This is a genomic window from Melaminivora sp., from assembly GCF_032059615.1.
GTDB lineage: Bacteria > Pseudomonadota > Gammaproteobacteria > Burkholderiales > Burkholderiaceae_C > Melaminivora.
In genome coordinates, this window is sequence record NZ_DAMCAM010000019.1 from 14,819 (window position 1) to 38,867 (window position 24,049).

Here is a 24,049-nt window from a genome sequence, read left to right on the forward strand (position 1 = left end):
GGCTTGCAGTTATTGATAGCGCAACCCCGTTGACTGACAAGGGTTTGCGCGGGTTTTGACCGTATATCAATTTTCGAACGTCAGGCGCAGCACGCACAGGCCGTCGGCGCCGCTGCTGGCGCGCGCGCTGTGGGCCGAGCGCCCCACCAGGTAGCCCGACATCTGCAGCTCGGCTTCGGTGCTGGCCATCAGGGCCTCGGCGCTGGGCGGCTCCTTGGCCAGGGGCAGGGGGCGGCCGCGGTAGCGCACGATCAGGGTGAAGATGTATTCGTCAAAGCCCGTCTCGATCTCGATCTCTCCCGACTCCGGCGCCACTAGGTGGTGCGCCGTGAGCGCCTCCACCACCTGCCAACCCACCAGCTCGGCGCGGCGCACAGGCTCGGGGCGCGAGCCCCACAGCCGGCCCTGGCCCTCCAGGAACTTGGTGATGTCGTCCAGGGTCGCCTGCGCCAGCGCGAAGCGCCGGCGCGTGCCCTGGCGCAGGCCGATGCGAAACAGCGACGCCAGCAGCACCGTCACGCACACCCCAATCGCCAGGCCTGACAGGGCCACGTATTCCAGCGCCGGCCACAGGGCGTGGATGGCCGGCTGGATGAAGGCCGCCCCGGTGCCCGCCACCAGGCCCAGGCCGACGGCCAGCACGCGGCGGTTGTCCAGCATGCGCGAGGCAATCAGCTGCAGGCCGCTCAGGGTGGTGAAGGCGCCCAGGTAGAGCAGCAGCGCACCCATCACCGGCGCCGGCAGCAGCAGCCAGACGCCGATCAGGCGCGGCACCAGCGCCGCCAGCAGCAGGAGCGCCGCCGTCCAGTAGCCCAGGTAGCGGCTGGCGCTGCCCGAGGCCGCGGCCAGGCTCACGGCGCCGCCGCTGGCGGCCAGGGGCAGGGCGTTGATGAGCGAGGCGAACAGGTGGGCAATGCCCTCGGCGCGCACGCCGCGCGCCAGCGCCCGCAGGTGCGGGCGCACCCAGTCGGCATCGATGCTGCGCTGCACGATGGTCTGGGTGCCCAGGGAGGTCAGCGCCAGCGCGAAGCCGGTGATCATGTAGGGCACGATGGCACCCGCCTCGAAGCGCCAGCCGAACACTGGCAGCTGCGGCAGCCGCAGCCAGCCCAGCGCCTGCCAGGCCTGCACCCGCTCGGGCACCAGGCCCAGTGCCAGGCCCAGGCCCAGGCCCACCAGCAGCCCGGCCAGGGGCGCCATCAGCTTGAGCAGCCCGCGCGCCCAGACGTTGCAGCCCACCATGGTGGCCAGCGCCAGGCCGCCGGCGGCCAGCGCCGGGGCGGTGAGCGGCTCGCCCTGGCTCCTCAGGCCGAACATCTGCTGCAGGCCCAGGGCCCCCAGGCCCAGGCCGATCAGCATCACGGCCACGCCCGAGACCTCGGCGGTGAAGACATTGCGCAGGCGCATGATCAGAAAGCTGAAGCCGATCTGCGACAGCCCCACCACCCAGACCATGCCGAACACCGCCTCGGGGCCCGCGCCCGGCAGGTTGCCCACCAGGTACATGGCTGGCAGCACTGCGCCCGTGGCCTGCAGCGGGTAGTAATAGCCCGTGCCCACCTGGCCCAGGGTGCGCACCTGCAGCCAGATGACCAGGGCCGAGACCAGCAGCGTGGTCGAGACCAGGTTCAGGAAAACCTCGTGCCCGACCAGGCCCAGGGTGCGGGCGTAGATGCCCGGAATGACCATCAGCCCGCCCAGGAAGGCCAGCTGCTGCAGCGCCAGCCCGAGTGCCAGCCGGGGCGGCAGCCAGTCGTGGACGCCGAAGGCGATGTTGTCCGGGCGACGCATGCCGGGGCCTTGGCGGGTCAGTCGAGCACGGGCATCAGCTGCGTGCTGCCGGGCTCGGTGGCCCAGAGGTCGCCCGTGTCCAGGTCGAACCACCAGCCGTGCAGCACCAGGGTGCCGGCGTCCACGCGCTCGCGCACCCAGGGGTAGGACAGCAGGCGCTTGAGCGAGCCCGCCACCGAGGCGCGCTCGACCAGGGCGGGGTTGTCCTTGAGGCGCTCGAGCGAGACCTGCACGGGCTGGCCCTGCTCGTCCTTGTCCGACAGGTGCAGGCGGCTGGCGTCCAGCGCCATGGACACCCAGCGGCCGATGAAGTCGCGCTCGGGCCACTGGCCGCCGGCGGCGCCCAGCATGGCCTTGATGCCGCCGCAGTGCGCGTGGCCCAGCACGATGATGTGGTCCACCTTCAGGTCGCGCACGGCGTACTCGATGGCCGCGCCGGCGCCGTCGAAGTGGTGCGCCGGGTCGTAGGGCGGCACCAGGTTGGCCACGTTGCGCACCACGAACAGCTGGCCCGGCTCGGCATCCGACAGGAGCGTCGGGTCCACGCGCGAGTCGCTGCAGGAGATGACCAGCGCCGGGGGCGCCTGGCCCTTGTCCACCAGGCGCTGCATCAGCTCGCGGTTGTCTTCGTAGAAGCGCTGGCGGAAGCGCCGTATGCCCTGCAGCAGGTGGCTGATGTCGCGGCAGGCGCCGTCCGTGGTGTGGTCGTGCGTGGGATGGTTCAAGGTGGACTCCCGATATGAAGAAAGGGCGTTTGGGGAAAAGGGTCAGGGGGTGACGGCTGCCGGCCCGGACAGGTCCAGCTCCAGCAGCAGCACGTTGCGCCCGTCCGCGCGCCAGTAGCGCAGGCGGCGCAGGTAGTGGCGCATCAGGCGCAGACCGTGGCCGCCCGGTACGGCCTCGTGCAGCGACTCGGCCAGCTGCGGCGGCGGCTGCGCCGTGGGATCGAAGGCGGCGCCGTCATCCTCGATGCACAGGGCCAGGCCCCCGGGCACGTGCCCGCAGGCCAGCCACAGCTCGGCCTGCCGGCCGTCCGGGCGCCGGGCGTGGTGCACGATATTGGTCAGGGCCTCGTCGGCGCACAGGGTGAGCGCGAACAAGGTTTTGGGCGGCCAGCCCTGCTGCTCGCCCAGGGCCTCCAGCCAGGCCAGGGCGAGGGCAATGGCCGGCATGCCGCTGCCGGGCGCGAGCCGGGCGGGTTCGGCGGTCCAGGGAGGGAGCTGCGTTTCGGTGCTGGCAGGGGGCATGGCGCGCCTTGGGGTCAATGCTCGAAGTGCAGCCGCAGCACCGACTGGCCGGTGTCGCTGCCGCTGCCTGCACTGGCGCTCACCCGGTCGGCCAGGTGGCGCAGCAGCAGGCCGGAGACCTGGGCCAGTGCCGCGTCGAGGGCGTCGTCGTCGCCCTCCAGCAGCTGCGCCGGCGTCGAGACACGGCCCTCGGCCAGGGACAGGGGCGCGCCGCTGTGCAGCAGCTCCAGGTCCAGGTTGAATTCGTCGAAGCTGCCGCGGATGGCCGTGACGCGCCGCTGTCCGCTGGCGCTGGCAATGGCCTCGGCCGCCTCCAACGCGGCCAGCGCGGCGCGCTGCACCACGGCGCGGCGCGCGCCCCAGGCGGCTCCGCGCGACTCGACGAAGCCGGTGATGTCGGTATGCAGCGCCGCGCTGGCGGCGTCCAGCGGCCGCGTCGCGCGCTGCGCCGTGCCCAGGCGAAACACCAGGTTCAGCGTGATGACCAGCATGCCGGTGACGACGAAAGGGTTGCCCAGCAGGAAGCGCAGCCCCTCGGGCAGCTGCTGCGCCAGCTGCGGCATCTCCATCAGCGCCACGCCGGCGGCCAGCGACAGGCCGGCCGCGAAGATGGCCCGGTTGTCCAGCGCGCGCGAGACCACCAGCTCCATGCCCGAGACCATCAGGAAGGCCGCGGCGTACAGGCCCACCGCCCCCAGCACCGGCTCGGGGATCAGCGTGAGCGCCATGGTCAGCTGCGGCAGGAAGGCCACCAGCGCCAGCAGCAGCGCCGCGCCCAGGCCGATGACGCGCGCCGTCGAGCGCGTGGCATAGGCCAGCGCGATATTGGCCGAGCACACGCAGGTCGGGAAGCTGCCCAGCATGCCCGCCGCCAGGTCGCCCACGCCGTTGGCCTTGATGCCGCCGGCGACCATCTGCATGTTGGCGCGCTTCCAGTCGGCGTCATCCATCTTGTCCATCATGGTGACGCTGCCCAGGGTGTCGAGCTGGGTGAGCACCGCCACCAGCACCAGCGCCACCAGCAGGCCGGGGTCGAGGGCGAAGACCGGCGTGCTCACGCGGGGCAGGTCGATCAGGGGCACGCCGGCCAGGGCCTCGCCGCCCTCCAGGCGCCCGAGCAGCGCCGCCACGCCCACGCCCAGGGCGATGGCGCCCAGCAGCGCCATCAGGCGCAGCCGCCCGCCCCACAGCGACATCACCACGATGCTGGCCATGGTGAGCCCGCCCATCAGGGCACTGGCGCCGTCGATGCTCCATTGCCCCCCGCCCACGCCCAGGATGCTGCGCGCCGAGGGCGGCGCCAGCGCGATGCCGCCCATGCAGATGACCACGCCGACCACGGTGGGCGGAAAAACCGGGCGCAGGCGGCGCACCAGCGGCGCCAGCACCAGGGCCGTGGTGCCGTGCACCAGCGCCGCGCCGGCCAGGCCGCCGGGGCCGTGCGCGGCGATCAGCGCAGCGGCGAAGGTGATCATGAAGGGGTCGGGCATGTGCACCAGCAGCGCGCCCGAGCCCCAGCGCCCGCCCCAGGCCTGCAGGGCAGTGCACAGCGCCATGCCCAGCAGCGTCATGGCGACCATGGCCTGCGTGCCCGGGCGGTCCAGGCCGGCCAGCCGGGCGGCCACCAGCACGTAGGCGATGAAGGCCATGGCCGTGCCCGCGTGCTGCGCCGCCAGCAGCGCCAGCGCGCCTGCCGGCGGGCGTTCGCCGGCCGCATAGACCAGTTCGGGCGGGCGGCGGCGCACGGGCAGGGCAGGCAGGCGCAGGGTGGGCAGGGGCATGGGCGAGGGTGGCGGGCAGAAGCAAAAGTGCGCCGCGCTATCATCGCGACGACGTGCATTCTGCGATAACAATGCCTGTCCTTTTCTGGATATCTTCCCCATGCCCATCACCACTGAAACCACGGACCGAGCCCACATCGTCACCCTGCAGGGGCAGATCAACAGTGCCAACGCGGCGGCCATCGAAGCCGACGTGCTGGCGCTGGTCGATGGGGGCGCAATCAACCTGGTGCTGGACTTCTCGGCGCTGGACTACATCTCCAGCGCCGGCCTGCGCGTGGTGCTGGTGCTGGCCAAGCGGCTCAAGGCCGAGGGCGGCCAGCTGGTGCTGTGCGGCATGCAGCCGCACGTGCGCGAGGTCTTCGACATCAGCGGCTTCCTGGCCATCCTGAACGTCGAGCCCACGCGCGCCGAGGCGCTGGCGCGCTTCTGACGTTTCATTTTTCATAGCTGCTCGCCCTTGAATGGCGCGGGCTGGCGGTCTTTTTGACTGCAAAAACCATCCCGAGGATGCCATGCTGCTGACCCAGGACCAGGAGATGATCCGCGACGCCATGCGCGAATTCGTGCAGGGGCAGATCGCGCCGCACGCGGCCGAGTGGGACCGCACGCACGCGTTTCCGCATGACGTGCACCGCGGCCTGGCCGAGCTGGGCGCCTACGGCATCTGCGTGCCCGAGGAATATGGCGGCGCCGGCCTGGACTACGTCAGCCTGGCACTGGTGCTGGAAGAAATCGCCGCCGGCGACGGCGGCACCAGCACGGCGATCAGCGTCACCAACTGCCCGGTCAACGCCATCCTGATGCGCTATGGCAACGAGCAGCAGAAGCAGCAGTGGCTCGCGCCCCTGGCGCGCGGCGAGATGCTAGGGGCGTTCTGCCTGACCGAGCCGCACGTCGGCTCCGACGCCTCGGCGCTGCGCACCACGGCAGTGCGCGAGGGCAACGAATACGTCATCAACGGCGTCAAGCAGTTCATCACCAGCGGCAAGAACGGCCAGGTGGCCATCGTGATCGCCGTGACCGACAAGGCCGCCGGAAAGCGCGGCATGAGCGCCTTCCTGGTGCCCACGGACGCGCCAGGCTATGTCGTGGCGCGGCTGGAGGACAAGCTCGGCCAGCACAGCAGCGACACGGCGCAGATCAACTTCGACGACTGCCGCATCCCGGCCGCCCACCTGATCGGCGCCGAGGGCGAGGGCTACAAGATTGCCCTGAGCGCGCTGGAGGGCGGGCGCATCGGCATTGCCGCCCAAAGCGTGGGCATGGCGCGCGCGGCGTTCGAATTTGCCCTGCAGTACAGCAAGGAGCGCGAGGCATTCGGCCAGCCCATCTTCAACCACCAGGCGGTGGGCTTTCGCCTGGCCGAGTGCGCCACGCAGATCGAGGCTGCGCGCCAGCTGATCTGGCACGCCGCCAGCCTGCGCGACGCCGGCCGGCCGTGCCTGAAGGAAGCCGCCATGGCCAAGCTGTTCGCCAGCGAGATGGCGGAAAAAGTGTGCAGCGCCGCCATCCAGACCCTGGGCGGCTATGGCGTGGTCAATGACTTCCCGGTCGAGCGCATCTACCGCGACGTGCGCGTGTGCCAGATCTACGAGGGCACCAGCGACGTGCAGAAGATCATCATCGCCCGCGCGCTGGCCTGAACGGCCCGCCGCGCCGCCTGCAATCACGCGCGCCGGCGCACCACCACCGTGACGTTGCCACCGGCCTCCTTTCCCTGCCCCTGTGGCCAGGGCCGGCCTTACGCGGACTGCTGCGGCCGCTACATCGAGCACTTCGCCGCCTGCCCCGCGCCCGACGCGCAGAGCCTGATGCGCTCGCGCTACAGCGCCTTCGTGCTGGAGCGCGGCGACTACCTGCTGGCCACCTGGCATGCCTCGCACCGGCCGGCCGCGGTCTATTTCGAGCCCGGCGTGCGCTGGCTGGGCGTGCAGGTGCGCGGCCACTGGACGCCGCAGCCGGACCGCGCCGAGGTCGAATTTGTCGCCCGCCAGCGCGGCCCCGGCGGGCGCGCCTGGCGGCTGCACGAGCGCAGCCGTTTCGTGCGCGAAAAAGGCCGGTGGTATTACGTCGATGGGGATATGCTTGCGCGCCAGGGCGCCCCGCGCGAAAGCGCATGAGGGGCCTCCCGCCAGCATCCGTCTCCGATGCGCCGTCTTGCCCAAACCTCCTCCCTCGCAGGCGCGTGGCCACGCGCCTGGTGGCGGGCATTACCGGTGGGGGCGCTGCTGCTGCTTCTGCTGGCCGGATGGGGCGTGCACAGCCTCTACCTGCAGCGTGAGCAGGGTTTTCGCGACCTGGTCGAGAGCGGCCTGCGCGCCATCAACCAGTTGCAGGTCGACAGCGTGGCGCAGTGGCGCCAGCGGCGCATGGCCGAGGCGGCGCTGTTGTCCGATGACACGCTGCTGGGCGATGCCGTGGCGCACTGGCAGGACCAGCCCACGGCCGAACGCGAGGAACAGCTGCGCCAGCGCCTGCACGCCCTGCTCGAACGCCTGCAGTACGCCGATGTCGTGCTGGTGGACCTGCGCGGCCGCCAGCACCTGGGCCCGCAAGGCGCCCTGGACGGCAGCGAGCTGCCGGCGCAGGAGCTGCACGCGCTGCAGCTGGCCCGCGAGCGGGCGCGGCCGGTGATGACCGGCCTCGCGCGCAGCCGGCCCTACGACTTTCCACGCATCGGGCTGCTGGTGCCGCTGTATGACGAGCACCGGGCGGTGGGCGCGGTCTGGCTGGTGCTGGACGCGCGCGCCACGCTCTACACCTTTTTGCAGAACTGGCCGCACGTCAGCCGCTCGGGCGAGGCCCTGCTGGTCGAGCGCCGGGGCGGGCAGCTGGTCTTCCTAAGCCCGCTGCGCCACCACGACGGCGACCCGGCCACGCTGGCGCTGCCCCTGCAGGCCACCGGCAACGTGAGCGTGGACCTGGCCCTGGCCAACGGCGGCGGCCCGGGCACCATCGAGGGGCGCGACTATCGCGGCGAGCAGGTGCTGGCCGTGGCCAGCCCGGTGCCCGACAGCAGCTGGATCGTGGTCTCCAAGATCGACACGGCCGAGGCCCTGACCGGCATGGAGCGCCGCGAGCGCCTGGCGCTGGCGTTGTTCACCACCCTGGCACTGGCGCTGCTGGGGGGCGCGGCCCTGTTGTGGCAGTGGCAGGCGCGGCGCCGCGAGCGCGCCTTCCAGCAGGACCTGCAGCAGAACCTGCTGTGGCTGGAGGCCGCCCAGCGCGCGGCGCACATCGGCTACTTCGCCTACGACCCCGAGCAGCGCATGTTCGCCATGTCCACCATGGCCAATGCCATCTTCGGGCTGCCGCCGCAGGCGCGGATGACCCTGCGCCAGTGGATCTCCGCGCTGCACCCGCAGGATCGCCAGCGCACGCTGGCCGAGCACGGCGCGGCCGTCGAGCAGGGCAGCGCCCTGACGGTGCAGTACCGCATCCTGCCGCTGGACGGCGCGCCGGTGCGCTGGCTGGAGACACGTGCCGAGACGGGCGGCGATGGCGGCGCCTCCCGCTCGCGCATGACCGGCACCGTGCAGGACATCAGCGAGCGCCGCCGGGCCGAGGAGCAGCTCGAGCGCTACCGCGCGGCGCTGGAGGCACAGGTGCGCATCGACCCGCTGACCCGGCTGGCCAACCGGCTTGCCCTGGATGAGCGCATGGGGCAGGAGTGGGCGCGGGCGCGCCGAGCCGGCCTGCCCCTGGCCCTGCTGATGGTGGACGTGGACCATTTCAAGGCCTTCAACGACCATTTCGGCCATATCGCGGGCGACCGCTGCCTGCAGCAGCTCGCACAGGCCATGGCAGCCAGCGCGGGCCGCGCCAGCGACATGGTGGCGCGCTACGGCGGCGAGGAATTCGCCGTGCTGCTGCCCGGCAACGACATGGCGCAGGCGCTGGCCGTGGCCGAGCGGCTGCGCGCCGCCGTGCGCGCATTGGCCATCGACCATGCGCCGGGCTGCGGCCCGGCCGTCACCCTGAGTTTCGGGGTGGCCTGTGCCCACCCGCAGGAGCTGCAGGACGCGGCGCGGGACGGCGTGGATGCGGCACTGGTGCTGTTTCAGCAGGCCGACGCGGCCCTGTACCGGGCCAAGCAGCTGGGGCGCGACCGCGCCGTCGCCTACGGGCCGGACTGCGGCCAAGCCCTGCATGGCGCCCCGGCCCTGGCGGCCGGCGCAGCGCCCGCGGCTTCGCCCCGCTGACCGGGCGGGGCCTGGCGAAACGATAAAGAAAGGAAGAGCGAAGGATGGAAGGACGATTCGATGCCGTGCTGTTCGACTGCGACGGCGTGCTGGTGGACAGCGAGCCCATCACCAACGGCGTGCTGTGCGCCATGCTGAACGAGGCCGGCTGGCCGATCACGCCCGAGGCCTGCATGGCCACCTTCATCGGCAAGACCGTGCGCAGCGAGGCCGCGCTGATCGAGGCGCGCACCGGCCGGCCCGTGACCGACGCCTGGATGGCCGAGTTCTACGCCCGGCGCAACACCCGCCTGGTGGCCGAGCTGCAGCCCATCGCGGGCGCCATCGAAGCCGTGCGGGCGGTGCATGGGGCGCTGGCCGGGCGCATCGCCTGCGCGTCCGGCGCGGACCGGCAGAAGGTCGAGATGCAGCTCGCGCAGGTGGGCCTGGCGCCGCTGTTTGCCGGGCGCGTCTTCAGCGGCCATGAAATGCCGGCCACCAAACCCGCGCCCGACGTCTATCTGGCGGCGGCCGCCGCCGTGGGCGTGCCGCCGGCGCGCTGCCTGGTGGTGGAGGACACGGTCACCGGCGTGGCCGCGGGCGTGGCCGCCGGCGCCACCGTGGTCGGCTACAGCCCGGGCGGCAGCGGCCACGGCTCGCCCGAGGCGCTGCGCGCGGCCGGGGCGGTGCACGTCATCGGCGACATGCGCGAACTGCCGGGCCTCGTCACCTGACCGGCTGGCGTGCCGCCTGGCGGAACGCCCCCGGCGCCTGCCCCGTCCAGGCCCGGAAGGCGCGGATGAAACTTTTCTCGCTGGCAAAGCCCGCGGCCTGCGCCACCTGCTTGATGGGCCGGTCGCTGCGCTGCAGCAGCTCGATGGCGTGCGCGCGCCGCGCCTCGTCCTTGAGCTGCTGCAGCGCCGCGCCCTCGGCCGCGAGCTGGCGGTGCAGCGTGCGCGGCGACAGGTGCAGCGCCTCGGCGACGCTCGGGCCGCTGTGCGGGGCCTCGGGCGCCTGCGCCAGCAGCTGGCGCACGCGCTGCACCAGCAGGCGGTCGCGCCGGTACTGGCGCACCGTGAGCGGCAGCGCGTGCTGCAGCATGCGGTTCATGGCCGCCTCGTCGCGCACCAGCGGCAGCTGCAGGTAGCGCGCGTCGAACCACACGGCCGCGTCCTGCGCCCCGAACTGCGTCGCACCGGCGAACAGCACGCGGTAGGCGTCGGCATGCTGCGGCGCGGGGAAGGGAAAGCGCGCGCCCAGCACCGGCAGGCGCGAGTCGATGAACCAGCTGGCCAGGCCCAGCGCGTTGCGCAGCACCGAGACCAGGCAGAACTCACGCAGCGTGCCCAGGGCAGCGGCCTCGACGACCGCCAGCACGGCGTGGCCCGCGCCGTCCTCCGACAGGTGCAGCGTGATGTCCTGCGTCAGCAGGCCGTGGTGGCGGCACCAGCGCGCCAGCGCCAGGCCCAGGTTCGGCGCGCCGAGCGAGGCGCGCGCCAGCATGCCGTAACTGCCCCAGGGCAGGGGCCGCGAGAACCAGCCCAGCGCCTCGTCGTCGAGCTCGCGCATGGCGCCGTCGCACAGGGTCTCCATCTGCCAGGCGGTGATGCGCGCTGCCGGGTCGGCCAGCGCCGCTGGCGTGATCCGCGAGCGCTCGAGCACGCCGCGCGCGTCCAGCCCGCGCCGGTCATAGGCCTGCACCACGGCCTGCACGAACGCCATGGGCGTGGCCGCGACGGCGCCCTGGCGGGACGCCCCCGGGTGCTGGGCGGGCAGGGAAGGGGTGTACATGATGTGGCAATTATTGCAACCTTGCTGGCCCCATCCGGGAGCGCCGCGGGCGTATGCTGCCCGTCGGCCTTGCGCACGCGCCCCCGTCCGCCCCGCCGCCTGCGCAGGCGCTTACCTGGAGACCTTCCGCATGCCGGACCTGCACGCCCCCGCCCCGCCCACCCAGCCGCCCTACGCCTTGAGCCACGCCCGCGGCGCCACCGACGTGCCGCTGATCGAGCAGACCATCGGCGACTTCTTCGCCGACATGGCGCGCCGCCAGGGCACGCGCGAGGCCCTGGTCAGCCGCCACCAGGGCCTGCGCTACAGCTACGCCGAGCTGCACCGCCAGGCACGGCGCCTGGCCAGCGCGCTGCTGGGCCTGGGGCTGGCGCCGGGCGACCGGGTCGGCATCTGGTCGCACAACAACGCCGAGTGGGTGCTGATGCAGCTGGCGACGGCACAGGTCGGCCTGGTGCTGGTCAACATCAACCCGGCCTACCGCGTGGCCGAGGTCGAGTACGCGCTGAACAAGGTCGGCTGCAAGGCGCTGGTGACCATGGCGCAGTTCAAGACCAGCGACTATCTGGGCATGCTGCGCGAGCTGGCGCCCGAGCTGGCCCTGTGCCTGCCGGCCAAGCTGGCGGCCAGGCGCCTGCCCCAGCTGCGTGCCGTGGTCTGGATCGACGTGGCCGGCCAGGGCGACGAGCAGGCCGGCATGTTGCGGTTTTCCGGCCTGATGGAGCGCGGCGACCCGCAGGATGCGCGCGTGGACGACATTGCCGCGCAGCTCAGGAACACCGACCCCATCAACATCCAGTTCACCAGCGGCACCACGGGCTTCCCGAAGGGCGCGACGCTCACCCACCGCAACATCCTGAACAACGGCTTCTTCATCGGCGAGTGCATGCGCCTCACGCCCGAGGACCGGCTGTGCATCCCCGTGCCCCTGTACCACTGCTTTGGCATGGTGCTGGGCAACCTGGCCTGCTTCACGCATGGCGCAACCATCGTCTACCCCAACGACGGGTTCGATGCGCTCACGGTGCTTGAGGCCGTGCAGGCCGAGCGCTGCACCGGCCTGCACGGCGTGCCGACCATGTTCATCGCCGAGCTGGACCACCCGCGCTTTGCCGAGTTCGACATGAGCACGCTGCGCACCGGCATCATGGCCGGCTCGCCGTGCCCGACCGAGGTCATGAAGCGCGTGGTCAGCGAGATGCACCTGTCCGAGATCACCATCGCCTACGGCATGACCGAGACCAGCCCGGTCAGCTGCCAGAGCAGTGTCGATACGCCCTTGGAAAAGCGCGTGTCCACCGTCGGCACGGTGCAGCCGCACCTGGAGATCAAGATCATCGACCCGGAAACCGGCGCCGTCGTGCCCGCGGGCACGAGCGGCGAGCTGTGCACGCGCGGCTACTCGGTGATGCACGGCTACTGGGGCGACGCGGAAAAGACGCGCGAGGCCATCGATGGCGACGGCTTCATGCACACCGGCGACCTGGCCACCATGGACGAGCAGGGCTACGTGAACATCGTCGGCCGCATCAAGGACATGGTGATCCGCGGCGGCGAGAACCTGTACCCGCGCGAGATCGAAGAATTTTTGTACCGCCACCCGCTGGTGCAGGACGTGCAGGTGGTCGGCGTGCCCGACGAGCGCCTGGGCGAGGAGCTGTGCGCCTGGATCATCGCCAAGCCCGGCGCCGCGCCCACCGAGGACGACATCCGCGACTTCTGCAAGGGCCAGATCGCGCACTACAAGGTGCCGCGCTACATCCGCTTCGTGCAGGAATTTCCCATGACCGTGACCGGCAAGATCCAGAAATTCAAGATCCGCGATGTGATGAAGGAAGAGCTGGGGCTGGAGGAGGCGCGCACCGCGTGAGCCGCCCCGCGGTTTTGCACCCTCTCCCCCTGCGGGGGCGAGGGAGCGTTGGCCCCGCCTGCCATGTTTTCCAATTCAGCCACTGAAACCCCATGATCCTCGACACCCAACTCAATCCGCGCTCCGCCGACTTCCAGGCCAATGCCGCCGCCATGCGCCAGCTCGTCGATGACCTGCGCGCCCAGCTCGAACGTGTCGCCCAGGGCGGCGGCGAGGCGGCCCGCGCCAAGCACCTGGCGCGCGGCAAGCTGCTGCCGCGCGACCGGGTCATGAACCTGCTCGACCCCGGCACGCCGTTCCTGGAGATCGCGCCGCTGGCCGCGCTCAATATGTACGACAACGCCGCGCCCGGCGCCGGCATGATCGCCGGAATCGGCCGCGTGGCCGGCACCGACTGCCTGATCGTGTGCAACGACGCCACCGTCAAGGGCGGCACCTACTACCCCATGACGGTGAAGAAGCACCTGCGCGCGCAAGAAATAGCGCAGCAAAACTGCCTGCCGTGCATCTATCTGGTGGACTCGGGCGGTGCCAACCTGCCCAACCAGGACGAGGTCTTCCCCGATCGCGACCACTTCGGCCGCATCTTCTACAACCAGGCCAACATGAGCGCGCAGGGCATCGCGCAGATTGCCGTGGTCATGGGCAGTTGCACGGCGGGCGGTGCCTACGTGCCGGCCATGAGTGATGAGACCATCATCGTCAAGGAACAGGGCACCATCTTTCTGGGCGGCCCGCCGCTGGTCAAGGCCGCCACGGGCGAGGTGGTGAGCGCCGAGGACCTGGGCGGCGGCGACGTGCACACGCGCCTGTCGGGCGTGGCCGACCACTTGGCGCTGAACGACATGCACGCGCTGGCCCTGGCCCGGGCCGCAGTCAAGAATCTGAACCGAAATCGGCCGCAAACCCTTGAGGGACCGACGCCGGCAGCTCCCAATTTTGCAGCGGAAGAGCTGTACGGCGTGATCCCCACGGACACGCGCAAGCCCTTTGACGTGCGCGAAATCATCGCCCGCATCGTCGACGGCAGCGAGTTCGACGAGTTCAAGGCGCGCTTTGGCTCGACCCTGGTGTGCGGCTTCGCGCGCATCGAGGGCATGGCGGTGGGCATCATCGCCAACAACGGCATCCTGTTTTCCGAATCGGCCGTCAAGGGCGCGCACTTCATCGAGCTGTGCTGCCAGCGCAAGATACCGCTGGTGTTTTTGCAGAACATCACCGGCTTCATGGTCGGGCGCAAGGTGGAGAACGAAGGCATCGCACGCCACGGCGCCAAGCTGGTGACGGCCGTGGCCACGGCCAATGTGCCCAAGTTCACCGTCATCATTGGCGGCAGCTTTGGCGCGGGCAACTACGGCATGTGCGGGCGCGCGTATTCGCCGCGCTTTCTGTGGATGTGGCCGAACGCGCGCATCAGCGTGATGGGCGGTGAGCAGGCCGCCAGCGTGCTGGCCACCGTCCGCCGCGACGGCATCGAGGGCAAGGGCGGCCAGTGGTCGGCCGAGGAGGAAGAAGCCTTCAAGGCGCCGATCCGCCAGCAATATGAGGACCAGGGCCACCCTTACTACGCCACCGCACGCCTGTGGGACGACGGCGTGATCGACCCCGCCGACACGCGCCGCGTGCTGGCGCTGGGCCTGGCGGCGGCGCGCCATGCGCCGATTGCCGACGTCAAGTTCGGCATCTTCCGCATGTAAACCCGGGCGCTGCCATGAGCCAGAACCTGTCCATCACGCAAGCGGGCGCCATCGCCCGCATCACGCTGACCCAGCCCGAGGTGCGCAACGCCTTCAGCGACGAGGTCATCGCCGAGATCACCGCTGCCTTCACCGAGGTGGGTGCGCGCGCCGATGTGCGCGCCATCGTGCTGGCGGCGGAAGGCCCGGCGTTCTGCGCCGGTGCCAACCTGAACTGGATGCGCCGCATGGCGGACTACACGCGCGCGGAAAACCTCCAGGACGCCGCCAAGCTGGCCGAGATGCTGCGCGTGATCTACGAGTGCGAGAAGCCGACGATCGCCCGCGTGCAGGGCGACGTCTATGCCGGCGGCATGGGGCTGGTCGCCGCCTGCGACATGGCGGTGAGCGTGGAGACGGCGGGTTTTTGCCTGTCCGAAGTCCGGCTGGGCCTGATCCCGGCCACCATCAGTCCCTACGTCATCCGCGCCATGGGCGCGCGTGCGGCGCACCGCTACTTCCTGACCGCCGAGCGCTTCGACGCCGCCGAGGCGCTGCGCATCGGCTTCGTGCATCAGGTGGTGGTAGCCGACCAGCTCGATGCCGCCGTCGATGCGCTGGCCAAGGCGCTGGCCAGCGCCAGCCCGAATGCCGTGCGCGGCTGCAAGCGCCTGGTGCAGGACGTGGCCGAGCGCGCGATCGACGCGCAGCTCATCGCCGCCACGGTGGCGGGCATTGCCGACATCCGCGCCAGCGACGAGGGGCGCGAGGGCGTGCAGTCGTTCTTGCAAAAACGCAAGCCGGGGTGGCTGGCGTGAGTGGGGTTTGCTCCTTCCCCCTCTGGGGGAAGGTTGGGATGGGGGCCGGTCGGCACAGCGGGCCGAGGCTGCCGGCATCACCGTCGCTGGCCCCCAGCCCAGCCCTCCCCCAAAGGGGGAGGGAGCCGGGCAGGCTCTGACCTGTGAGGCGCCTGACCCATGGATCAGCTCTGGCTCTCCCTCGTCCAATGGCTGCACACCATTGGCCTGCACGTCGATGCGAGCACCTCGCGCGCCGTGGCCGAGGGCGCGGCGCGCGCCACGCAGCAGCTGGACATGCCCGGCCTGCTGGCGCTGGCCGCCGCCCTGGGCTGGGCCAGCGGCTTTCGGCTGTATGCGGTGGTCTTCATCGTCGGCAGCCTGGGCGCGCTGGGCTGGCTGGCGCTGCCGGCGGGCCTGGCCGTGCTGATGCATCCGGCGGTGCTGGGCACGAGCGGCCTGATGCTGCTGGTCGAGTTCTTTGCCGACAAGATCCCCTGGCTGGACAGCGCCTGGGACGCCTTGCACGCCTTCATCCGCGTGCCGGCGGGTGTGGCGCTGGCGGCGGGCGTGTTCAGCGCCGACAGCGCCACCATGGCTGTGGTGGCGGCGCTCTTGGGCGGATCGCTGTCGGCCACGGCGCTGGCCACCAAGATGACCACGCGCGCGGCCGTGAACACCTCGCCCGAGCCGTTTTCCAACTGGGGCCTGTCTTTCTTCGAGGACGGCCTGGTCGTCGCCGTGGTCTGGCTGGCCACGCAGCACCCGCTCATGTTCGGCATCGCGCTGGCGCTGATGCTGCTGCTGTCCGCACTGCTGCTGGTGATGCTCGTCAAATTCCTGCGCGCCGTGCTGCGGCGCATGTCCTCTTTGTTTTCCGGTTCTGCCAAGGTGGCCTGACATGTTTCAAAAAATCCTGATTGCCAATCGTGGCGAGATCGCGTGCCGAGTCGCTGCCACCGCGCGGCGCATGGGCGTGAAGACCGTTGCCGTCTATTCCGACGCCGACGCGCATGCCAAGCACGTCGCCGCCTGCGACGAGGCCGTGCACATTGGTGGCAGCGCGCCCAAGGACAGCTATCTGCGCTGGGAGCGCATCCTCGACGCCGCCCGCGCCACCGGTGCCCAGGCCATCCATCCGGGCTACGGCTTTCTGTCCGAAAACGAAGACTTCGCCCGCGCCTGTGCCGAGGCCGGCCTGGTCTTCATCGGCCCACCGGCGTCGGCCATTGCCGACATGGGGCTGAAGGCCGAATCCAAGCGCCTGATGGACAAGGCCGGCGTGCCCCTGGTGCCCGGCTACCAGGGCGAGGACCAGGACCCGCAGCTCTTGCAGCGCGAGGCCGACCGCATCGGCTACCCGGTGCTGATCAAGGCCAGCGCCGGCGGCGGTGGCAAGGGCATGCGGCTGGTGGAAAAGAGCGAGGACTTCGCCGCCGCGCTCGATTCGTGCAAGCGCGAGGCCATCAACAGCTTTGGCAACGACGCCGTGCTGGTCGAGAAATACGTCCTGCGCCCGCGCCACATCGAGATCCAGGTCTTTGGCGATACCCAGGGCAACGTGGTCTATCTGTTCGAGCGCGACTGCTCGGTGCAGCGCCGCCACCAGAAGGTGCTGGAAGAAGCCCCCGCGCCCGGCATGACGCCCGAGCTGCGCCGCCAGATGGGCGAAGCGGCGGTGGCGGCGGCCCAGGCCGTGGGCTATGTCGGCGCCGGCACGGTGGAGTTCATCGTCGAGCAGCCGGGCGGCTACGACCAGCCCGAGGCCATGAAGTTCTATTTCATGGAAATGAACACCCGCTTGCAGGTCGAGCACCCGGTGACCGAGGCCATCACCGGCGAAGACTTGGTGGAGTGGCAGCTGCGCGTGGCGGCCGGCCAGCCGCTGCCCAAACGCCAGGACGAGCTGCAAATCACCGGCCACGCCATCGAGGCGCGCATCTGCGCCGAGAACCCGGACAACCAGTTCCTGCCCGCCACCGGCCAGCTTGCGGTGTACGCCAAGCCGGAATGCACGGCCTTCGAGCGCCAGAACATGAAGGGCACGAGTGCCAGGCCGCGTATCGACGATGGCGTGCGCCAAGGCGACGCCATCAGCCCGTTCTACGACAGCATGATCGCCAAGCTGATCGTGCACGGCGAGACACGCGAGCAGGCGCTGGCGCGGCTCGACGATGCGCTGGCGCAGACGCACATCGTCGGCCTGGCGACCAACGTACAGTTTCTGCGCCACGTCGTGCGCAGCGACGCCTTCCGGCGCGCCCAGCTCGACACCGCGCTGATCCAGCGCGAGGCCGCCGTGCTGTTCGACCAGGACAAGGTCGGCCTGCCGCTGGCCGCCGCCGCTGCCGTGGCGCAGACCCTGGCGCGCGAGCAGGCCGGCGTCGTGGCCGGCGACCCGTTCAGCCAGCGCGACGGCTGGCGCGGCCTGCTGGAGAGCCGCCGGCGCTTCGACTTCGACTTCCGCGGCCAGCCGGCCACGGCCTGGCTGAGCTATGGCCAGGCCGGCGCAGCGCACCGCCTGTCGGTGGGCACGGGCGAGGACGGCAGCGAGAACGCCAGCGCCGGCGACCTGGCCTTTGCCACGCTGGCCGACGGCGCGCTGGACCTGCAGTTCGCCGGCCAGCGCACGCGCGTCCGAGTCTATGCCCAGGGCGAGGCGCTGGAGGTCTTCACGCCGCAGGGCGCGGCGCGCATCGCCGTGGTCGATCCCCTGGCCCACGCCGGCGAGACTGCCAGCGAAGGCGGGCGGCTGACGGCGCCCATGCCGGGCAAGGTGGTGTCGTTTGCCGTGCAGGCCGGCGACAAGGTCAGCAAGGGCCAGCCGCTGGCCGTCATGGAGGCCATGAAGATGGAGCACACCATCGCCGCCCCGGCCGATGGCGTGGTGGCCGAGCTGCTCTACGCCCCGGGCGACCAGGTGGCCGAGGGCGCGGAGCTGCTGCGGCTGGCGCAGGAGTGAGCATGGTCAGCCGCCCCCGGTTTTCGCTCCTTCCCCCCTGGGGAAGGTGGGGATGGGGGCCGTCTGGCGATGGGTGCCGTGGCTGTATCTGAAGCCGCGCTGGCCCCCACCCCAGCCCTCCCCCAGAGGGGGAAGGAGTGAGAAACCTCGCAGATCAATCCTGTTTTCGATAGCTGTCAACGCTTATCCCACAAGGGTAAAAGCCTGATTCCACCTCTAACCCAAGAGCCGCCGCACGCCCCGCTGCCAAGGACCCACCCCATGCCCCTGCCCACCCGTGTGAACCTCATCGACGTAGGCCCGCGCGACGGCCTGCAAAACGAAAAGCAGCCTGTGCCCACCGACATCAAGATCGGCCTGGTGCAGCGCCTGCAGGACGCGGGCCTCGCCGAGATCGAGGTCACCAGCTATGTCTCGCCCAAGTGGGTGCCGCAGATGGCCGACAACCACGCCGTCATGCAGGCCATCGGACGCAAGAAAGGCGTGCGCTACTCGGTGCTGACGCCCAACCTCAAGGGCTGGGAAGCTGCCGCGCAGGACCGGCCCGACGAGATCGTGGTCTTCGGCGCGGCCAGCGAGGCCTTCAGCCAGAAGAACATCAACTGCTCGATCGCCGAGAGCATCGAGCGCTTCGCCCCGGTGGTCGAGGCGGCGCGCGCCGCCGGCGTGGCCGTGCGCGGCGCCATGAGCTGCACCGTCGGCTGCCCGTACGAGGGCGACATCGCCCCCGGGCGCGTGGCCTACCTGGCCGGGCTGATGAAGGGCATTGGCGTCGAGCGCGTCGACGTGGCCGACACCATCGGCGTGGGCACGCCGCTGGCGGTGCAGCGCGCCATCGAGGCGGCGCAGCAGCACTACGGCATCGACCAGATCTCCGGCCACTTCCACGACACCTACGGCCAGGCGCTGGCCAACACGCTGGCGGCGCTGCAGCTGGGCGTGTGGAATTTCCAGTCATCGATCGCCGGCCTGGGCGGCTGCCCCTACGCCAAGGGCGCGACCGGCAATGTCGCCACCGAAGATCTGGTTTTCATGCTGCACGGCATGGGCATAGCGACCGGCATTGATCTGGACCGGCTGGTGGACGCGGGCGTGTTCATCAGCGATTTCCTGGGCCGCAAGCCCAATTCGCGCGTGGCCACGGCGCTGCTCAACAAGCGGGCCGGGTGAGCGCCATGCCCCACGCCACCCCGCCGACCCCCGCGCCGCAGGCAGCCCTGCCTGGCATGGTGCAGACTGTCGCCCCATGAACGCTTCCTTATTGATAGCTGAACGCCTTGGCCAGGTAAGGGCTGCAAGCCATTTTGACCCTGAATCGACCGAGCCCCTGCCTTCGCCCTGCGTCTCCGTCTGCCGCATGACGCCCGACCGCAGCCATTGCGAGGGGTGCTTTCGCAGCATCGACGAAATCCGCGCCTGGTCGCGCGCCGAGGCGCCGCAGCGCCGCGCCATCTGGGCCGCGCTGCTCACGCGCGCGGGCCTGGCGCTGCCCGAGGAGCTGGCCGGGCCATGACCGCATCCGCCATGCAGCACGTCACCTGCTACCTGGACTTCGTCTCCCCCTACGCCTGGCTGGCCTTCGAGCGGCTGCCGCGGGAACTCGAAGGCCTGCATTGCCACGTCAGCTACCGCCCCGTGCTGCTGGGGGCCCTGCTGCAGCAGCACGGCAACCCCGGCCCGGTGGGCATCGCGCCCAAGCGCGACTGGACGCTGCGCCACGTCGCCTGGCTGGGCCACGCCCTGGGCTGCGGGCTGGACCTGCCGGCGCGCCACCCTTTCAACCCCCTGCCGCTGCTGCGCCTGGCGCTGGCGTGCAGCGACGACGGCAGCGTCAACCGTTTCGTCGCGGGCAGCGTGCTGCGCCACGTCTGGCAGGGCGGGCACGACGCGCTCGACCCGGCGCGGCTGGACGCTCTGGCCGAACTGCTGGCCGAGCAGACCCGCCCCGACCCCGAAGGCGGGCGGGCCCGGTCCCTGCTGCGCGCCAACACCGACGCGGCGGCCGCGCGCGGCGTCTTCGGCGTGCCCACCTTCGAGGCGGAGGGCCGCCTGTTCTGGGGCCTGGACAGCCTGCCCATGCTGCGCGCCTGCCTGGCGGGCGACGGCTGGTTCGACGGGCCGGCCTGGGATGCGGCGCACCACCTGCCTTTCGGCCTGCCGCCGGCGCGCGGCTGAGGCCGCTGGGCACCCGCCCGTGGGTGACCCGATACGCACCAGGGTTTTTCCTAGCCCGGGCTAACCCTGAGGTCGCGGCCGCCCGGAAAGCCCCGAAAACCTGGGGCAGACGCGGTTTTGGCAGGTCAAAGCGTGGGCATTTTCCGCATCAAAAAATGCCGCATCAGGGTTTCACCTGATGTTGTCAGATCCGTGTAAGTGCTGGCCCCGTCAACCTTTTCGGGACTGTCAGTTTTCGGTCAGACGGCCCATCGATATTGCGAAGCCAGGCACCGCAGAGTGCGCCGCCCTCGCTTGTCGTTGACCGTTTTCGGTGCGCACCGCGCCCCCGTTTTGACCTCCATCCCTACGCAGGAGACAGTACCCATGGCTACCACCACCGCCCCGCTGGCCGCCAAGGCCGCGCCCCGGCCGATGTCGCCGGAAGAAAAGAAGGTGATCTTCGCCTCATCCCTCGGCACCGTGTTCGAGTGGTATGACTTCTACCTCTACGGCTCCCTGGCGGCCATCATCGCCAAGCAGTTCTTCAGCGGCCTGGACGCTGGCGCCGCCTTCATCTTCGCGCTGCTGGCGTTTGCCGCGGGCTTCCTGGTGCGGCCCTTCGGCGCGCTGGTCTTTGGCCGCCTGGGCGACATGATCGGCCGCAAGTACACCTTCCTGGTCACCATCCTGATCATGGGCGTGTCCACCTTCATCGTGGGCGTGCTGCCGTCCTATGCCTCCATCGGCATGGCGGCACCGGTCATTCTGATCGTGCTGCGCATGCTGCAGGGCCTGGCCCTGGGCGGCGAATACGGCGGCGCCGCCACCTACGTGGCCGAGCACGCGCCCAACGGCCGCCGCGGCGCCTACACCTCGTGGATCCAGACGACGGCCACGCTGGGCCTGTTCCTGTCGCTGCTGGTCATCCTGGGCACCCGCACCATCATGGGTGAAGCGGTGTTCAACGACTGGGGCTGGCGCATCCCGTTCCTGGTCTCCATCCTGCTGCTGGGCGTGTCGGTGTGGATCCGCCTGTCCCTGTCCGAGTCGCCTGCCTTCCAGAAGATGAAGGCCGAGGGCAAGACCTCCAAGGCACCTCTGTCCGAGTCCTTCGGCCAGTGGAAGAACCTGAAGATCGTGATCCTGGCGCTGGTGGGCCTGACCGCCGGCCAGGCCGTGGTGTGGTACACGGGCCAGTTCTACGCGCTGTTCTTCCTGACGCAGCAGCTGAAAGTGGACGCCATCACGGCCAACCTGATGATCGCCGCGGCCCTGCTGATCGCCACGCCCTTCTTCGTGATCTTCGGCTCGCTGTCGGACAAGGTCGGCCGCAAGCCCATCATCATGCTCGGCTGCGTTCTGGCCGTGCTGACCTATTTCCCCGTCTTCAAGGCCCTGACCGAAGCCGCCAACCCCGACCTGGCCCACGCCCAGGCCAACGCCGGCGTGGTGGTGACGGCCGACCCCGCCACCTGCTCCTTCCAGGGCAACCCCGTGGCCCGCGAGATCGACTTCAAGAGCTCGTGCGACATCGCCAAGCGCTACCTGGTGCAGAACTCGGTGAGCTATGAGAACGTGGCCGGCCCCGCAGGCTCGCCCGCCGTGGTCAAGATCGGCGACAAGATCGTCACCGCTCCCGTGGGCACCGTGGTCAACCACAAGTTCGACGAGGCCAGCGCCACTGCCATCGCCGCCTTCAAGAAGGAAATGGCCGAGGACCTGAAGCTGGGCGGCTACCCCACCAAGGCTGACCCGGCCAAGATGAACAAGCTGATGATGCTGGTCATCCTGACCTACCTGGTGATCCTGGTGACCATGGTCTATGGCCCGATCGCCGCCATGCTGGTCGAGCTGTTTCCCACCCGCATCCGCTACACCTCCATGAGCCTGCCGTATCACATCGGCAACGGCTGGTTCGGCGGCCTGCTGCCCACCACCTCGTTCGCCCTGGTGGCCTCGGCCGGCAACATGTACAGCGGCCTGTGGTATCCCATCGTGATCGCCGGCATGACGGCGGTGATCGGCACGCTGTTCCTGCCCGAGACCAAAGACGTGGACATCTACGCCGACGACTGAGCGAACGACCCTTCACGCGCCGCAGGCCCCCGTTGGCGCCTGCGCCCCTTGCAGGACGGGCCCATTGCGGGCCCGTTTTCGCGTCCTGGCACCAGGTGTGGCGGGCGCGCGTCACTCGCGGCGTTCAGCACAGGTTTTCCCTTCTGCCTGTCAGACGGGCGCCCTAGAATCCGCGCCGTAGTCGCACATGTGCTCCCCGCCCGAAGCCGGCGGCAAGCGGTGCCTACCACCCGATGCACACAAGCAACCAAGGAATTCAAATGCAAAAAGCAAACCGTCTGCTGCTGGCAGCCGTGGCCCTGCTGGGCACCTCCGCCGTTTTCGCCCAGAGCAGCGTGACGCTGTACGGCCGCGTCAACACCTCCGTGGAGCGCCAGAAGACCGGCGACACCAGTGTCACCCGCATGGTGAACAACTCCTCGCGCATCGGCTTCCGTGGCGTGGAGGACCTGGGCGGCGGCCTGAAGGCCGGCTTCGTGCTGGAATCGGGCTTCAACTCCGACGACGGTGCCGGCTCGGGCTGGACCCACGGCGACAACAAGGGCGGCATGACCTTCGCCCGCCAGAGCGAAGTGAACCTGTCGGGTGGCTTCGGCATGCTGCGCCTGGGCAACTTCACGCCCGAGTCGTACTACGCCTCGGCCGACTACGTGAGCATGCACAACCATGACACGGGCACCTCGTCGGACGCCTTCTACCAGGACCCGGTGTGGTTCGGCCGCTTCAACGCCCCCAGGGGCGAGACCGCCCTGAGCACCAAGAACAAGCTCGGCTACCGCACCCCCAGCTTCGGCGGTTTCACGGTGGACGCGGCCGTGTCCATGCATGAGCGCGAGGCGACCCTGGCCGCCGCCAAGTACGGCTACGACCTGGCCGCCAACTACAACATCGGCGCGGTGCAGCTGGGCGCGGGCTACAGCCGCGTGGACAGCAACTGGCAGGCTTCCCTGCGTGGCCTCTACACCCTGGGCCAGTTCACCATCGGTGGCTACTACCAGCGCAACGACGAAGAGCGGGCAGGTACGCGCAACAACTACCGCCTGGCCGCCATGTACGCCATCGGCGCTTCCGAGATCCACGCCAACGTGGGCCGCGCTGCCAAGTGGAGCAACATCCCCGACTCCGCCGCCACGCAGTGGACCCTGGGCTACAACTACAACCTGAGCAAGCGCACCAAGGCCTACGCCTTCTACACCAAGGTGGACAACAAGGCCGGTGCCAGCTACATGTCCGGCGTTGCAGGCGACAACTTCAGCTCCTTCGCCGTGGGCGTGCGCCACAACTTCTGATGCCGCGGCAGCGTAAGCTGCCCGCAATGCTGGCCTGATCCAATGGCGGTCGGGCTTGCAGCCACGAGGCCTCACACACATGTGTGGGGCCTTTTTTGTGGCCGCGTGCCCGCATCCAGCCACCAACCATCCATTTCAGGAGATCAGCATGTGGAAAATCGTCGTGGGGTTCGCCGTGTTTGCCGCCCTTGCCCTGTTCGTCATCATGCAAGCCGGCGACCAGATCGACATGAGCGGCGAAAAGCACGGCACCGAGACGCTGCAGGCCGAGCCGGCCCCGGTGCCGCCCGCTGCCGGCAGTGCGCCGCAGAAGTGACTGTCCTCGCCCCCGCCCCCGAAACCCGCGAAAGCTCCGGCTCTCGCGGGTTTTTTCCATCCGGGCGAGCAAAAGGCACCTGGCCTGCGCCGCTTGCGCTCCCGGCCGGGGG

The 24,049-nt window shown here is 70.2% G+C and carries 21 protein-coding genes; 16 read left to right on the forward strand and 5 right to left on the reverse strand.

Translation table 11 applies throughout. The features are described 5' to 3' along the window. Positions 1-66: 66 nt before the first annotated feature. From RT051_RS06110 to RT051_RS06125, 4 genes are read right to left on the reverse strand one after another with little or no spacing between them, the layout of a single operon-like run. Positions 67-1,791, reverse strand: coding sequence for a solute carrier family 23 protein (locus RT051_RS06110; protein ID WP_313073683.1), 1,725 nt, complete (start codon positions 1,789-1,791; stop codon positions 67-69). A 17-nt stretch (positions 1,792-1,808) separates the two neighbouring features. Further along, on the reverse strand, positions 1,809-2,516 hold the full coding sequence (locus RT051_RS06115; protein WP_313073686.1) for a carbonic anhydrase: 708 nt from the start codon (positions 2,514-2,516) through the stop codon (positions 1,809-1,811). A 42-nt stretch (positions 2,517-2,558) separates the two neighbouring features. Then, a complete protein-coding gene (locus RT051_RS06120; protein WP_313073689.1) occupies positions 2,559-3,038 on the reverse strand; it encodes an ATP-binding protein in 480 nt (159 codons plus the stop codon). A gap of 14 nt (positions 3,039-3,052) precedes the next feature. After that, positions 3,053-4,819, reverse strand: a complete 1,767-nt coding sequence (locus tag RT051_RS06125) for a solute carrier family 23 protein (protein ID WP_313073692.1) — start codon at positions 4,817-4,819, stop codon at positions 3,053-3,055. A gap of 100 nt (positions 4,820-4,919) precedes the next feature. Between RT051_RS06125 and RT051_RS06130 the strand changes: the two genes are divergently transcribed. The 5 genes from RT051_RS06130 (at position 4,920) to RT051_RS06150 (ending at position 9,737) form a co-directional block, all read left to right on the forward strand. After that, entirely contained in the window at positions 4,920-5,252 is a 333-nt protein-coding gene (locus RT051_RS06130; RefSeq protein WP_313073695.1) for an STAS domain-containing protein, read from the forward strand. Between the two features lie 82 nt (positions 5,253-5,334). After that, positions 5,335-6,465 carry an acyl-CoA dehydrogenase family protein gene (locus tag RT051_RS06135; RefSeq protein WP_313073697.1) on the forward strand — a complete coding sequence of 377 codons (1,131 nt, stop codon included), beginning with the start codon at positions 5,335-5,337 and terminating at the stop codon, positions 6,463-6,465. A gap of 54 nt (positions 6,466-6,519) precedes the next feature. Then, positions 6,520-6,942 carry a YchJ family protein gene (locus RT051_RS06140; protein WP_409520556.1) on the forward strand — a complete coding sequence of 141 codons (423 nt, stop codon included), beginning with the start codon at positions 6,520-6,522 and terminating at the stop codon, positions 6,940-6,942. 135 nt (positions 6,943-7,077) lie between these two features. After that, positions 7,078-9,024 (forward strand): diguanylate cyclase, encoded by a 1,947-nt coding sequence (locus tag RT051_RS06145; protein WP_313073704.1) that lies wholly within the window; start codon positions 7,078-7,080, stop codon positions 9,022-9,024. 44 nt (positions 9,025-9,068) lie between these two features. Then, positions 9,069-9,737 carry an HAD family phosphatase gene (locus RT051_RS06150; RefSeq protein WP_313073706.1) on the forward strand — a complete coding sequence of 223 codons (669 nt, stop codon included), beginning with the start codon at positions 9,069-9,071 and terminating at the stop codon, positions 9,735-9,737. Here the strand turns inward: RT051_RS06150 and RT051_RS06155 are convergent. Further along, a complete protein-coding gene (locus RT051_RS06155) occupies positions 9,730-10,794 on the reverse strand; it encodes an AraC family transcriptional regulator (protein ID WP_313073709.1) in 1,065 nt (354 codons plus the stop codon). The genes RT051_RS06150 and RT051_RS06155 overlap by 8 nt on opposite strands. A gap of 130 nt (positions 10,795-10,924) precedes the next feature. Here RT051_RS06155 and RT051_RS06160 point away from each other — a divergent pair, with 130 nt between their 5' ends. The 11 genes from RT051_RS06160 to RT051_RS06210 all read left to right on the forward strand — a co-directional run bounded on the left by RT051_RS06160 (position 10,925) and on the right by RT051_RS06210 (position 23,937). Next, positions 10,925-12,664 carry an AMP-binding protein gene (locus RT051_RS06160; protein ID WP_313073711.1) on the forward strand — a complete coding sequence of 580 codons (1,740 nt, stop codon included), beginning with the start codon at positions 10,925-10,927 and terminating at the stop codon, positions 12,662-12,664. Positions 12,665-12,756: 92 nt separating this feature from the next. Beyond that, positions 12,757-14,361: a carboxyl transferase domain-containing protein gene (locus tag RT051_RS06165; protein ID WP_313073714.1), complete on the forward strand. Its 1,605-nt coding sequence runs from the start codon at positions 12,757-12,759 to the stop codon at positions 14,359-14,361. A gap of 14 nt (positions 14,362-14,375) precedes the next feature. Further along, positions 14,376-15,158, forward strand: a complete 783-nt coding sequence (locus tag RT051_RS06170; protein WP_313073717.1) for an enoyl-CoA hydratase/isomerase family protein — start codon at positions 14,376-14,378, stop codon at positions 15,156-15,158. Between the two features lie 159 nt (positions 15,159-15,317). Next, the gene (locus RT051_RS06175) at positions 15,318-16,037 is read left to right on the forward strand and encodes a DUF4126 domain-containing protein (RefSeq protein ID WP_313073720.1); all 720 of its coding nucleotides are present in this window, start codon (positions 15,318-15,320) and stop codon (positions 16,035-16,037) included. A gap of 1 nt (position 16,038) precedes the next feature. Beyond that, entirely contained in the window at positions 16,039-18,099 is a 2,061-nt protein-coding gene (locus RT051_RS06180; protein ID WP_313073723.1) for an acetyl/propionyl/methylcrotonyl-CoA carboxylase subunit alpha, read from the forward strand. A gap of 261 nt (positions 18,100-18,360) precedes the next feature. Further along, positions 18,361-19,269, forward strand: coding sequence for a hydroxymethylglutaryl-CoA lyase (locus RT051_RS06185; RefSeq protein WP_313073725.1), 909 nt, complete (start codon positions 18,361-18,363; stop codon positions 19,267-19,269). A gap of 76 nt (positions 19,270-19,345) precedes the next feature. Next, a complete protein-coding gene (locus RT051_RS06190; RefSeq protein WP_313073727.1) occupies positions 19,346-19,612 on the forward strand; it encodes a DUF1289 domain-containing protein in 267 nt (88 codons plus the stop codon). Between the two features lie 11 nt (positions 19,613-19,623). Then, complete coding sequence (locus tag RT051_RS06195) at positions 19,624-20,274, forward strand: DsbA family protein (RefSeq protein WP_313073755.1); 651 nt, start codon at positions 19,624-19,626, stop codon at positions 20,272-20,274. Between the two features lie 366 nt (positions 20,275-20,640). Next, on the forward strand, positions 20,641-22,332 hold the full coding sequence (locus tag RT051_RS06200) for an MFS transporter (RefSeq protein WP_313073730.1): 1,692 nt from the start codon (positions 20,641-20,643) through the stop codon (positions 22,330-22,332). Positions 22,333-22,592: 260 nt separating this feature from the next. Further along, positions 22,593-23,621 carry a porin gene (locus RT051_RS06205; RefSeq protein ID WP_313073734.1) on the forward strand — a complete coding sequence of 343 codons (1,029 nt, stop codon included), beginning with the start codon at positions 22,593-22,595 and terminating at the stop codon, positions 23,619-23,621. Between the two features lie 148 nt (positions 23,622-23,769). Beyond that, positions 23,770-23,937, forward strand: a complete 168-nt coding sequence (locus RT051_RS06210) for a hypothetical protein (RefSeq protein ID WP_313073737.1) — start codon at positions 23,770-23,772, stop codon at positions 23,935-23,937. The last annotated feature ends 112 nt before the right edge of the window (positions 23,938-24,049 follow it).